This window comes from Candidatus Symbiopectobacterium sp. 'North America' (assembly GCF_015762685.1).
Taxonomy (GTDB): Bacteria; Pseudomonadota; Gammaproteobacteria; order Enterobacterales; family Enterobacteriaceae; genus Symbiopectobacterium.
Genome location: NZ_PEHF01000081.1, coordinates 26,970 through 39,615, shown reverse-complemented (window position 1 = coordinate 39,615; position 12,646 = coordinate 26,970). Strand labels below are relative to the sequence as shown.

Sequence of the window (12,646 nt, the reverse complement as noted above, 5' to 3'; positions counted from 1 at the left end):
AATATCAATGAACCTGTTACGTCCTGCAATTTCACTTTTTATCCTGCTGACACTGGTTGTTGGGACGGGCTATCCATTGCTGACAACCGGGTTGGCACAGTGGTGGTTTCCCGTGCAAGCTAACGGCTCGCTGGTGATGCCGGAAGGCAAGGTGCGCGGTTCGGCCCTGATCGGTCAGTCTTTTACCCGCCCGGATTATTTTCAGGGGCGGCCCTCGGCAACGACTGACTCACCCTATAATGCGTTGGCCTCTTCTGGCAGTAACCTGGCACCCAGCAATCCGGCATTGGATGAAGCCATAACGCAGCGCGTTGCCGAATGGCGTAAGGCGAATCCTCAGGCCAATGCTTTCGTCCCGGTGGAACTGGTGACGGCCTCCGCCAGCGGATTGGATCCGCACATTTCTCCGGCTGCGGCGGCGTGGCAAATTCCGCGTGTGGCACAAGCGCGCCATTTGCCAGAAGCAACGTTGCGCCAACTGGTGCTGGAGAACACGCGACGTCCGCTGTTGCCCTTTATCGTAGAGCCGGTGGTTAATGTACTGGCGTTAAACATGGCGATGGATGCCGTGCCGAAACCGTGAGGCTTCGCTATCCTGAACAGAGGATGACTTGAAAGGTATTGTGATGACGGAAGAACCCCTGCGTCCCGATCCGGATGTGCTGCTGGCTCAGTCTGACCGCGAAGGGTGCGGCAAACTGAAAATCTACTTTGGTGCCTGCGCGGGTGTCGGGAAAACCTGGGCCATGCTGCAAGAGGCACGACGATTGCGTACGCAGGGGTTGGATGTGCTGGTGGGCGTGGTGGAAACCCATGGCCGACAGGAGACCGCTGCGCTGCTGGAAGGGTTGGAAACCCTTGCCCGACGTGCAACGGGACGACATCGTCATCTGGAGTTCGATCTGGATGCCGCTCTGGCGCGGCGTCCTGCCGTGATTCTGATGGATGAGCTGCCGCATTCCAACGCACCGGGTTCGCGTCATCCCAAACGCTGGCAAGACATCGATGAACTGTTGGATGCTGGCATTGATGTGCTGACCACAATGAACGTGCAGCATCTGGAAAGCCTCAATGATGTGGTCAGCGGCGTCACGGGGATTAGGGTGCAGTAAAACGTCCCCGATCCTTTTTTTGACTCGGCTACCGAAGTGGTGTTGGTGGATTTGCCGCCGGACGACCTGCGGCAACGGTTGAAAGAAGGCAAGGTGTATGTGGGCGACCGTGCAGAGCGCGCCATCGAGAACTTTTTTCGTAAGGGTAATCTGTTTGCGCTGCGGGAGCTGGCGCTGCGCCGCACGGCGGATCGCGTTGACGATCAGATGCGCGCCTGGCGTGATGCCAGCGGGCGAGAGGAACGTGTCTGGCACACCCGCGATGCGATCCTGCTATGCATTGGCGCTAACACTGGCAGTGAAAAGCTGGTGCGCATTGCCGCCCGCCTGGCCGCCAAACTCGGTAGCGAATGGCATGCAGTAACGGTGGAGACGCCCACGCTGCATCGGCAGGGCGAAGCGCGTCGGCGTGGAATTCTGCGCACCTTGCAACTGGCACAGAAACTGGGTTCTGTTACCGCCACCTTGTCGGAGCCCGATGAAGCGAAAGCGGTACTGCGCTACGCGCGTGAGCATAACCTCGGCAAGATCATTGTGGGAAGGCCGCCGCAGCGGCGTTGGGCGTTGCCAAATAGCTTTGCGCGGCGGCTAAGCCGTCTTGGGCCGGATCTCGACTTGATGATCGTAGCTTTGGATGATGTGCCTGACGTGCATGCGGCACCGCGCATAGACACACACCTTAGCCCGGATAAGTTGCGCCAGAAAGCGCGCGGCTGTCTGGCGGCAACCGCGCTGTGCGCGTTGATTACGCTGGTGAGCAAATTGATTTTACCCGACTTTTCGCCGATCAATCTGGTCATGGTTTATTTATTGGGCGTGGTGCTGATTGCCATTGGTTTTGGCCGTTTGCCCTCGGTGGTGGCGGCAATACTCAATATCGTGGCGTTCGATCTGTTTTTGTCGCGCCGGAAGGCACTTTTGCCGTCAGCGATGCGCAGTATCTGGTGACCTTTGCGGTGATGCTGACCGTGGGCGCGATCACCGGCAACCTGACGGCGGGGGTACGCTATCAGGCGCGGGTTGCCCGACATAGGGAGCAGCGCGCGCGTTACCTGTACGAAATGGCCGACGGGCTGAGCCGGGTGCGGGCTCCGAATAATATTGCGCCGATTTGCCAGCGGGTGATGGGCAGCGCACTGTTTGCCCGCTGTGAAATCTGGCTGCCAGACGTGCAGGGAAAACTGATCGCGCCAGCCGAGCGTTTGCTGCATACCATTCCCGATCCCGCCATCGTCAAATGGAGCTTTGAGAAAGGGCATGTGGCGGGTGCAGGAACGGATACGCTGCCCGGCGTGCCTTATAAAGTGCTGCCATTAATCTCTTCTGAGGACACGTTAGGGTTGCTGATTATTGAGCCAAGCAACCTGCACCACCTGCTGATACCCGAACAGCAGCGGTTGCTGGAGACGTTTGTAATTCTGATTTCTGGTGCGTTGCTGCATCTGGCACTGACGCGGAGTGAGCAGCAGTCACGTCTGGTGGCGGAGCAGGAAGAGCTGCGCAATTCCTTGCTGGCTGCGCTGTCTCACGATCTGCGTACACCGCTGACGGTGCTGTTTGGTCAGGCGGAGATCCTGCTGCTCGATCTTTCCACGGAAGGATCGCCGCACGCGCCGCAAGCCGGTGCCCTTCGCCTGCAAACGTTGAGTACCATTCGCCTGGTGAACAACATGCTGGATATGGCACGTATTGAAGGGGAAGGCTTCCGCCTGCAAACCGACTGGGTCGCGCTGGATGAGGTGATTGGCGGCGCGCTGAAATCCCTCGAGGCAGCTTCTGCCCGCCGAAGCGGTGCAATTGGATCTACCGCAGGAGATGGTGCTGCTTCAGGCCGATGGCGCGCTGCTGGAACGTGTATTCGCGAACTTGCTGGAAAACGCATTGAAATATGCGGACAGAGCGCGGGCGATAGGCATTCGGGCACGCGCTTTGTCGGGGAAAATCAGGATCGAGGTATGGGACGATGGCCCCGAGATCTCCTCGGGCAGCGAACAGCATATTTTTGAGAAATTCACCCGGGGTAATGAGGAGTCCTCCATTCCGGGTATCGGGATGGGATTAGCGATTTGTCGTGCGATCGTGATGCTTCACCACGGGGAGATCAGTGCTGCCAATCGGCCAGAAGGGGGAACCTGTTTTACGGTACAGCTCCCTCTGCCGCCAGTGCCAGTGCCAGTGCCAGTGCCAGTGCCAGTGCCAGTGCCAGTGCCAGTGCCAGTGCCAGTGCCAGTGCCAGTGCCAGTGCCAGAAATAGTGGAATCTTCTTAATAAATAGTTTGTAAATCAATTTAAAATACTTGAACTCATCCAACATTGTCGGTAAAAAGGTGGTGGGTGTTAGCCACATGTTGTGGTGAGACAGGTTTGTGCGTTGGTCGGGCCGCCACGCGGAGTGATAACAACCATGAATCGACACCTGTCCCCGCAGGTCATTCCTCGTGCTCAGCGTTTGGCGGAATGCGCTTTCGCCACCCTTGAACGTTTTCTCCATATTGAAGCGGTAAGCGGCATTGTGCTGCTTGTGGCTGCTGCTGCGGCATTAGTTTGGGCCAATTCGCCGTGGGCGGAAAGCTACCATGCGCTGTGGCATCTACCGCTCTCTTTTAGCATTGGCGATACAGAAATCGAGCATTCATTGCATTTCTGGATCAACGACGCCTTTATGACACTGTTCTTCTTAGTGGTCGGTATGGAGATCCGTCGTGAAATTCACGAAGGTGCGCTGAGCAGCCTGCGGCAAGCGGCACTGCCGATCGCTGCCGCTGTGTGCGGCGTGATAGTACCCGCGTTGATTTATCTGAGCGTGAACAGCGCTCCGTTGCAGCAACAAGGCTGGGCGGTGCCGACGGCAACAGATATCGCGTTTGCCGTGGGGGTGCTGGCGCTGTTGGGCAAAGGCATTCCCGGCAATGTACGGGTGTTTTTGCTGGCGTTAGCCATTATCGATGACATTATCGCTGTCTTGATCATCGCGTTCTTCTACTCCGGTGGGCTTGAGTACAACGGCTTGATCCCCGTGCTGGTGGGAGTGTTGATGGTGTTTGGACTACAGAAGATTGGTATCGGGTCGGCCTGGGCCTATGTCATTCCCGGTATCATCGTGTGGTTGGGTTTTCTGCTCACGGGAGCGCATCCGACATTAGCGGGTGTTGTCTTGGGGCTGATTACCCCCGTGGCCTCCGTGCGGGTGATGAAGGAGCTCCCATTGGAGCGCCTTTCTCACATTGTGCGCGATCTGATGCACAAGCAGGATACACAGGCTGCGGAGCAGTTGGCTGCACCGCTTAAGCAGTTACGCCGTGCTCAGCGTGAAGTGCTGCCGCCTGTCACTCGCGTGCAGATGGCGCTGCACCCCTGGGTGGCGTATGGCGTGATGCCGTTGTTTGCTCTGGCGAACGCGGGGGTAAGCGTGAATGGCATTGATTTGTCGGGCGCAGGACCACTCGGCGTGATGATAGGTGTTACGCTGGCACTGGTCGCCGGTAAGTTGCTGGGCGTAGTCGGTGTTAGCTGGCTAATGGTACGCTTTGGTGGGTGCCAGCTACCGCCAGAGGTGTCCTGCCGCGGTGTGTTTTTAATTGGGCTGCTCGCCGGTATCGGTTTTACAATGTCGATCTTTATCGCCATGTTGGCCTTCGACGATCCGCAACTGCTGGGCGCGGCCAAGCTAGGGGTGCTATTGGGCTCGCTGATTGCGGCGACGCTGGGCCTGCTGTGGGGCCGGTATTATGCGCGTCACCGCCGTGTGCAGCAGGCCGGTCAACCGATTTAATCCAAACCAAACAGGTCGCGGGTATAGACTTTATCTGCGACATCCTCCAACTCCGGCGCCATGCGGTTTGAGATGATCAAATCAGCCTTGTGTTTGAATGTTGCCAGATCGTTTATCACCGGAGAGCGGAAAAATGTCGCTTCCGTCAGCACCGGTTCATAGACCACGACGCCAATACCTTTGGCTTTGATCCGTTTCATGATGCCTTGAATTGCCGAAGCGCGGTAGTTATCGGAGCCCGTTTTCATCACCAGACGATAAACGCCTACCACGCTGGGATTTTGTTTGAGAATATCATCGGCAATGAAATCTTTACGCGTGCGATTCGCCTCGACGATGGCACAAATCAGCCGGTTAGGGACGCTGGCATAATTGGCTAACAATTGCTTGGTGTCTTTGGGTAAACAGTAGCCTCCATAGCCAAATGACGGGTTGTTGTAATGCGAGCCGATACGCGGATCTAATCCGACCCCCTCAATAATCTGTCTGCTATCCAACGTATGCATCTGTGCATAGCTATCGAGTTCGTTGAAATAGGCGACGCGCATGGCGAGATAGGTATTGGCGAACAGCTTGATGGCCTCCGCTTCTGTGGCATCGGTGTAGAGCACGGGCACCGTTTTCTTGATTGCCCCTTGCAGCAGCAAGGCGGCAAAACGTTCTGCGCGCGGCGAGCGTTCCCCAATGACAATGCGTGAAGGATAGAGGTTGTCGTGCAGCGCTTTTCCCTCGCGCAGAAATTCGGGAGAGAAAATAATGTTATCCGTGGCAAATGTGCACCGCAGTTGTTGGGTGTATCCCACAGGAACCGTTGATTTTATGACGATAAGCGCATCGGGATTGATGGACAACACATCCTGCACCACGGATTCAATCGACTGGGTATCGAACGCATTGGTGATGGGATCGTAGTTGGTCGGCGTGGCGATAATCACGATATCCGCATCCTGATAGGCCAACTGTTTATCCGTTGTCGCCACCAGATTGAGCGGTTTTTCTTTGAGATAATGGTCAATATCTTTATCAACAATCGGCGACAGGTTCTGGTTCAAAAGCGCCACCCTGTGTTCGACAACGTCGATAGCAACTACCTGATTATGCTGGGCCAATAGCACGGCGTTCGACAACCCGACGTAACCAGTGCCCGCGATAGTACATTTCATCATGTTAAATCCGCCTGAAAAATCCGGGGACAGTATAGAGAGCGTACGTGCATGAATTTTAAACATTGCCCAAACAATGCTGTGCTCGTTGCGTCATTTCAGATTCGCCGGAAGGGGTTTTGCTAGCAATAAGGTAAATGGTGGGGTGTTGCTATCAGAAAACGCCACGCTTGATTGTCGTGTGGCGTTAACGTTTCTCACCAGCAGAAAGGTATTCTTTGTGAGTGTATGTTGCTCGGCGCAGACTAATAGAAGGTTTTCTGACCGGTGAAATGACCCACCCACCCTGCTGGATTGGTGAAAATACGGATGGCGGTAAAGTCCGGCTGTGCGCCGCAGTCAAACCAGTGGCGGGTGTTGGCCGGAACACGCAACAGGTCAGCCGCTTCGCAGGTTAAACGAAACACCTTGTCGCCCAGCGGAACGAAGAACGTGCCGCTTCCTGTGACAAAAAAGCGGACCTCATCTTCGCTGTGGGTATGTTCCTGAAAAAACTTCTCACGCAGCGCCTGTTTGTCGGGGTGATCCGGCGTAATGCGAATCACATCGGCGGCGGAGTAACCCTCTTGCAGTTTAAGGCGTTCGATATCCTGCTGAAAGTGACTGAGCAGGGTATCACTGTCAGCCGTTGCGGGCAGCGAGCCAATTTCGCAACGTTCGAGCTGGATTCCGGCACCTGCCAGCAGCTCGGCGATATCGCCAAAGGCGGCCAGTTGCTCCGCGGGCTGTGCCGTGTGCTGTAGTTGGAATATGGATAATGTGGTCATGGATATTCTCCGCAAAAGAGGTAGACCATAACTATTCTCTTTACAGGGATAAATCGCAAGACGAATTCTTTATATCTTATGCGACCAGGTTGTTTAGTATTATAATTTTGTTAATTTTATTTCGCTTTGGTTAACCGAGGGATAAACGTTAGCACGATGGCCAACGTCGCCAGCGTAAGGATCACGCCACCGTATACATACGTGGTGTCGATCAACCCAAAATGCTGCGTCAGATAGCCTGCGATGATGGCGGGCACGCTGTTTGCCAAATAGCTTTCGATGTAGAACACGGCAGTGAGGCCTGCTAGTTCGTGCGGCTTTGCCAACGGAAGTACGCTGCGTAGCGCGCCGAGAAATGCCATGCCAAACCCCAGCCCGGTAATGCATACCCCCGCCAGCAGCCAGCCGGTGCTGGCGCGATGGACGGCGAACAACATCAGCGTCATGCCTACTATCAGGCAGAGTGCGCCCGCGCGCAGTGTCGGTGTCGCGGCAGTGCGCCGTGCCAGAAGAATCGCCACGGCACCGCTTAGCGTCAGGGCTGCGACGGATATTCCACTTAGCCAGGGGGAAACCGCCGGCGTATTTTGCGCCAGCAACGAGGGCATCAGAGAGAGATAGAAACCGCCCACCATCCACACCGCAACGTTGCCCGGCATCACACGCTAAAATGCCGTTCTGGCCTGCGGTGGTACGGCAACGCTGGGACGCAGGCTGGCCCAGGCGCCGCTGCGGAGCAGTCCGGTTTCCGCCGTACACGCCAGACCGATCAATAGCAGCACAAATACGCCGAGCAGCAGCAGATAGCCGCTGTGAAGTGGTGCCAGTTGATACGCCAGCAGGGCACAGCTCAACATCGCACCAGCGGCCATACCGGTTAGCGGCGCAATGCTATTGACCAGCGATCCGCGTTCGGGATGCACATCCAGCAGAGCGGCACCCACCGCAGCGGTTGCCAGTCCGGTCGCAAAGCCTTGCATGATGCGCGCAATGACAAGCCCATAAGGATTCGATGCAAAGAGAAAACAGAACATGGCGGCAATGTTAAGCAGTAGCGCCGCAGCAATCACCGGACGTCGCCCTACGTGGTCGGAAAGCCGACCTGGGATCAACAGAGCGCACAGCAGGGCAAAGGCATAGGCGGCGAAGATAATAGTAAGCAGCGTCGCGGAAAATCCCCAATCGTGCTGATACAGCCGATAGAGCGGTGTCGGCACGCTGGAGGCCGCCATAAAGGCTATCAGTGTGAGGCTATGTAGTGCGAGTGTGAATGCATCGCGCCGGAGTGTAGCGCGTATCACGGTATTGCTGATAACCGTCATGGCGTGTCCTGTGGTATAAAAGCTAAGATTATGCGTTAACAACGCTACAGATATTCTTCCACTAAAGCAAATATTTTGCTTTAGTGGTGTCAATAAACGTTTTTTGTTCGATCAGGGAGTATCAGATGGCGATCACACAGGGTGTGCGGCTGGGGGGACGCAGCGCGCGCGTGCAGGCGGCGATTCACCAGGCGGTCCGCGAATTGGAACAGGAGATGGGGCGTCAGGCGCTCACCATTCCCGCCATTGCGACGCGCGCGGGGGTGACACCGTCTACGCTTTATCGGCGCTGGGGGGATTTGCCCCAACTGCTGGCCGATGTAGCAGTGGAAAAGCTGCGTCCGGATGCCGAGCCACAGGACACGGGTTCTTTCACCGGCGATCTTGAGATCTGGCTGAATACTTACATCGAAGAGATGGCCTAGGAGCCGGGCCGGGCGATGCTGCGCGATGTGCTGGGCACGCCGGGGCATGAAAGCTCGGGCAAGTGTGCCGGTTTCACCACGCAGCAGTTGGAGGTGATTCGTGAGCGCGCCCTGGCGCGACAGGAAGCACCTGCCAGCGCGCAACAGATCATTGAGCGCGTTATTGCTCCTATGATGTACCGCATTTTATTTACCCGTGAGACACCCACGCCGCAGGATATCCAGCGATTGTTAGTAGCGCTGGCTACGTCGTCAGAACACCTGTAGCCCTATACGATCGGGCGATGTCTCCCAATAGCGCCCGGTGACATGTGGTTATCCCCTTCGTCACAACGACAAAGTGGGTCGCATAGCTAAAGCACTGCTTAACTTTGCCACTCTTTGTATTTTACCCGTCGCTGTAATTCAGGATTAATAGCATCAGATGTCGAAAAACATCGGTTTCTTTACTTTGTACTGGTAGGAGCTTTGCGCTGATAAAGGTGAACGCTCTGAAACCACTCCGCTTCCTGATGAGGTGAACCATGACGGGCTATCGTTGTTGTTGCGGCTCCTGCATTTATTTTCCGGTTGAGCATGGAATAATTGATGGAGTACGCAATGAGTACCATAAACAGACTACCTCTCTTTGATTTATCACACCTGCACGGCAACCCCGAACAGCGGCCGGCGTTTTTAACCTCGCTTAATGAAACCGCCCGCGATGTCGGTTTCTTTTATCTCACTCACCACGGTATTCCCGAAACGCTACAGCAGCAGGCTCGCGCTTTCTTTGCCTTGCCTGATGAGGAAAAACAGCGTGTTGCCATGATCCATTCTCCCCATTTTCGCGGCTACAACCGTGCCGGGACCAAGTTGACGCGCAACCAACCCGACTGGCGTGAGCAGTTTGATATTGGCGCTGAACGCACCACCCTGCAATTGACACCGCAGTCCCCCCGTTGGTGGCAATTACAAGGTCCCAATTTGTGGCCAGAAGCTCAGCTTGCACTGAAAACCACGCTGCTGACCTGGCAACAAGCGATGACCGGCATGGCACAGCAACTGTTGCGTGCTTTTACTGAGGCACTGGCGTTAGCGCCACACACCTTTGATGCACTGTACGGTGAAAAGCCTAACGAACATATCAAGCTGATTCGTTATCCGGGGCAATCGGCACAGGGTAGCCAGCAAGGCGTGGGGGCGCACAAAGATTCAGGTTTCCTGAGCTTCCTGTTGCAGGATGAGCAGGCTGGTTTACAGGTCGAGGTGGCCCCCGATCGCTGGATTGATGCGCCGCCGCTGCCGGGCTCCTTTGTCGTGAATATCGGTGAACTACTGGAACTGGCGACCAATGGCTATTTGCGTGCCACGGTGCACCGTGTGGTCTCACCGCCTGCCGGGCAGGAGCGCCTCTCCATCGCCTTTTTCCTCGGTGCACAGCTGGATGCGGTGGTGCCGGTGTATCAACTGCCTCCACAGGTGGCGCGTCTGGCACAGGGGCCGACCAGCGATCCGCTCAATCCCTTGTTGCGTGATGTAGGTTGGAACTACCTGAAAGGGCGGCTGCGCTCGCATCCTGATGTTGCACAGCGTTATTACGCCAATGTGGTAGCGAAAGCAGAACACGCCGCTCATTGACGCTTTTCTGTCTCTGCCTTTGCGGCAGGCATAAACCCCCAATACCAAAAACGAAGCGATAAAAGGAAGCCTGTATGAATAAGCGTGTTGCATTTTTTGTCAGCAGTGTTGCATTAGCCGTTAGCGTGACCTTCTCTGCCTCCGCGTCGCAAGCGCTGCGCGTAGCTGCTGATCCCGTGCCCCACAGTGAGATCCTGGCTCAGGTGCAGAAAATTTATCCACAGAACGCCTTGAAAGTGATCGAACTGACCAGCGGTGTAAACGCCAACGAGCTGCTGGCGCATGACGATGTGGATGCCAACTATTTCCAACACGTGCCCTATCTGCGCGATCAGGAAAAAGCGTTGGAGAAACAGTTTGTAGTCGCTGCTACTGTGCACGTGGAGCCGTTAGGTGTCTACTCACGTAAGCACAAAAGCTTTAGCGAGGTGCCGGAAGGCTGCACGGTGGCCGTACCGAACAATGTCACCAACCTCAGCCGTGCACTGTATTTATTACAGAGCCAGGGGCTGGTGAAACTGAAACCGGGCTACAGCGATCCGGCCAAGGATCAGGCAACGCCGAAAGATATCGCGGAAAACCCGAAAAAGCTGAAGATCAAGGAAGTGGAAGCGGCGCAGATTCCGCGCTCGCTGGACGATGTCGATCGGGCGGTGATCAACGGCAACTATGCGCTGGAAGCGGGGCTGGTTCCGGCCAAAGATGCGCTGAGGTTAGAACGCGCAGAGCATAACCCGTATGCCAACATATTGGTGACGACGCCCGCCCTGCAAAACGATCCGCGCATTAAAAAGCTGGCCGCTGATCTGGAATCCAAAGCCATCGCCGATTTTATTGCGCAGCGCTATAACGGTTCGGTGATCCCGGTGGCGAGCCAGCAGCCATGATTGTCATCGAACACGTGGGAAAACGTTACCCAGGTTGCGATCGTCCCGCATTGGATGACGTGTCGCTGACGATTCCCGAGGGTTCTGTTTATGGCATTTTGGGAGGTAGCGGTGCGGGTAAAAGCTCGCTGCTGCGCTGTCTTAACCTGCTGGAACGTTCCTCATCGGGCCGGATTGTGGTGGATGGTGAAGAGATTAGCGCACTCTCTCCACGGGCGTTGCGCCAGCATCGGCAGCGCACCAGCATGATTTTTCAGCACTTCAATCTGCTGCATGCGCGTAATGTGCAGGACAACGTTGCCGTGCCACTTGAGATAGCTGGGGTTGCGCGTCACGAGCGTGAAGCGCGAGTCAGCGCGTTGTTGGAATGGGTGGGGCTCAGTGATAAAGCGCGCGCCTTCCCTTCGCAGTTATCCGGTGGGCAGCAACAGCGTGTCGGCATTGCGCGTGCCTTGGCGGCGAAGTCGAGGTATTTGCTGTGTGACGAGGCGACCAGCGCGCTCGATCCTGAAACCACAGCATCGGTGTTGGCGCTGCTGGCAAACATCAACCGTCAGTTAGGTGTGACGATCGTGTTGATCACGCACGAACTGTCGGTGGTAAAAGCCATTTGCGATCACGCCGCGCTGATGTGGAATGCCACATTAGAGACGGGGTACATGGTGGGGCTGGCAGCGCTGTTTACCGTTCTGATTGGCCTGCCGTTGGGCGTGGTGTTGTTTATCACGCGATCTGACGGGGTTGCGCCCTTATCCTGGTTAAACCGGGGGTTGGGTGCGGTGATCAACGTTGGCCGATCGCTACCGTTTGTGGTGTTGTTGATTGCACTGATCCCGTTGACCCGTCTGATCGTGGGCACCACGCTTGGAAGTACGGAGGCGATCGTACCGATCACCATCGGAGCTTTTCCCTTTTCTTCCCGCGTAGTGGAAAATGCGTTGGATGAGGTTGAACGCGGACGTATTGAGGCGATCCAGTCAATGGGGGGGATCGCTCTGGCACGTGATCGGCAAAGTGTTGCTGCCAGAAGCGCTGCCAACCATTTTGGCTGGCGTGACCTTAACGGTGGTGGTCTGGGGGATCTGACGATCCGCTACGGCTATCAGCGTTTTAACGATCAGGTGATGGCTGGTACGGTGGTGGTTCTGGTGATTTTAGTTCAGGGCGTGCAATCGATCGGCGATCGTTTGGTGCGCGCGTTGGCTCATCGACGATGATCCGATCGTTGGTGTGGTACAATATCGTTTCTGTGATTATATTTTAGGCGTTCAATCGCAGATGAAAGATAAATCGCTTGTGCTCCGAGACTAACCAGTCCAAAATTGCGTCCCGCTCGCGTAGTAGGCTATTTTTTATGCAGCGTGTTTTCGGGTGTCGAAGTGTTTACTCATCTCTTTTGCGTTTCATGTAATATAAAATGTCATAATTTTCTTAACAGACTTATCCACAGGTTTCTCTTTCCCTGCGTAAAATGATCTGTCGCAAGATTGTCAAAATTATATTTATATCTTACTGATATTTATTGATAAAAATAACTTGTCAAAATGTTAAGGCGATCACTTGCACTTTCTTCACGGA

Annotated in this window: 10 protein-coding genes and 3 pseudogenes; 9 read left to right on the top strand and 4 right to left on the bottom strand. The window is 55.5% G+C overall.

Annotated features, from left to right (window positions below):
• Window positions 1-7 precede the first annotated feature (7 nt).
• The 3 genes and pseudogenes from kdpC to nhaA all read left to right on the top strand — a co-directional run bounded on the left by kdpC (window position 8) and on the right by nhaA (window position 4,884).
• The gene (gene kdpC / locus CS369_RS16585; RefSeq protein ID WP_196907964.1) at window positions 8-583 is read left to right on the top strand and encodes a potassium-transporting ATPase subunit KdpC; all 576 of its coding nucleotides are present in this window, start codon (window positions 8-10) and stop codon (window positions 581-583) included.
• Between the two features lie 43 nt (window positions 584-626).
• A pseudogene (kdpD, locus tag CS369_RS16580) lies at window positions 627-3,380 on the top strand (two-component system sensor histidine kinase KdpD).
• Window positions 3,381-3,516: 136 nt separating this feature from the next.
• Entirely contained in the window at window positions 3,517-4,884 is a 1,368-nt protein-coding gene (gene nhaA / locus CS369_RS16575; RefSeq protein ID WP_196907963.1) for a Na+/H+ antiporter NhaA, read from the top strand.
• Here nhaA and CS369_RS16570 read toward each other — a convergent pair.
• From CS369_RS16570 to CS369_RS16555, 4 genes are all read right to left on the bottom strand, one after another.
• Entirely contained in the window at window positions 4,881-6,047 is a 1,167-nt protein-coding gene (locus CS369_RS16570) for a nucleotide sugar dehydrogenase (protein WP_196908007.1), read from the bottom strand. The two genes, nhaA and CS369_RS16570, sit on opposite strands and share 4 nt — an antisense overlap.
• Window positions 6,048-6,292: 245 nt before the next feature.
• A complete protein-coding gene (locus CS369_RS16565) occupies window positions 6,293-6,814 on the bottom strand; it encodes an acireductone dioxygenase (protein ID WP_196907962.1) in 522 nt (173 codons plus the stop codon).
• A 116-nt stretch (window positions 6,815-6,930) separates the two neighbouring features.
• A complete protein-coding gene (locus CS369_RS16560; RefSeq protein WP_196907961.1) occupies window positions 6,931-7,476 on the bottom strand; it encodes a hypothetical protein in 546 nt (181 codons plus the stop codon).
• 3 nt (window positions 7,477-7,479) lie between these two features.
• Window positions 7,480-8,136, bottom strand: coding sequence for an MFS transporter (locus tag CS369_RS16555; protein WP_196907960.1), 657 nt, complete (start codon window positions 8,134-8,136; stop codon window positions 7,480-7,482).
• Between the two features lie 125 nt (window positions 8,137-8,261).
• Between CS369_RS16555 and CS369_RS23935 the strand changes: the two genes are divergently transcribed.
• The 6 genes and pseudogenes from CS369_RS23935 to CS369_RS16530 all read left to right on the top strand — a co-directional run bounded on the left by CS369_RS23935 (window position 8,262) and on the right by CS369_RS16530 (window position 12,285).
• The gene (locus CS369_RS23935) at window positions 8,262-8,561 is read left to right on the top strand and encodes a TetR/AcrR family transcriptional regulator (protein ID WP_244665061.1); all 300 of its coding nucleotides are present in this window, start codon (window positions 8,262-8,264) and stop codon (window positions 8,559-8,561) included.
• Window positions 8,562-8,576: 15 nt separating this feature from the next.
• The gene (locus CS369_RS23930) at window positions 8,577-8,828 is read left to right on the top strand and encodes a TetR/AcrR family transcriptional regulator C-terminal ligand-binding domain-containing protein (RefSeq protein ID WP_244665060.1); all 252 of its coding nucleotides are present in this window, start codon (window positions 8,577-8,579) and stop codon (window positions 8,826-8,828) included.
• Between the two features lie 333 nt (window positions 8,829-9,161).
• Complete coding sequence (locus tag CS369_RS16545) at window positions 9,162-10,181, top strand: isopenicillin N synthase family oxygenase (protein ID WP_196907959.1); 1,020 nt, start codon at window positions 9,162-9,164, stop codon at window positions 10,179-10,181.
• Window positions 10,182-10,255: 74 nt separating this feature from the next.
• Window positions 10,256-11,068 (top strand): MetQ/NlpA family ABC transporter substrate-binding protein, encoded by an 813-nt coding sequence (locus CS369_RS16540; protein ID WP_196907958.1) that lies wholly within the window; start codon window positions 10,256-10,258, stop codon window positions 11,066-11,068.
• A pseudogene (locus CS369_RS16535) lies at window positions 11,065-11,760 on the top strand (methionine ABC transporter ATP-binding protein); the annotation flags it as partial. The gene CS369_RS16540 and the pseudogene CS369_RS16535, both read left to right, overlap by 4 nt.
• An 18-nt stretch (window positions 11,761-11,778) precedes the next feature.
• Window positions 11,779-12,285: pseudogene (locus CS369_RS16530) on the top strand (methionine ABC transporter permease).
• The last annotated feature ends 361 nt before the right edge of the window (window positions 12,286-12,646 follow it).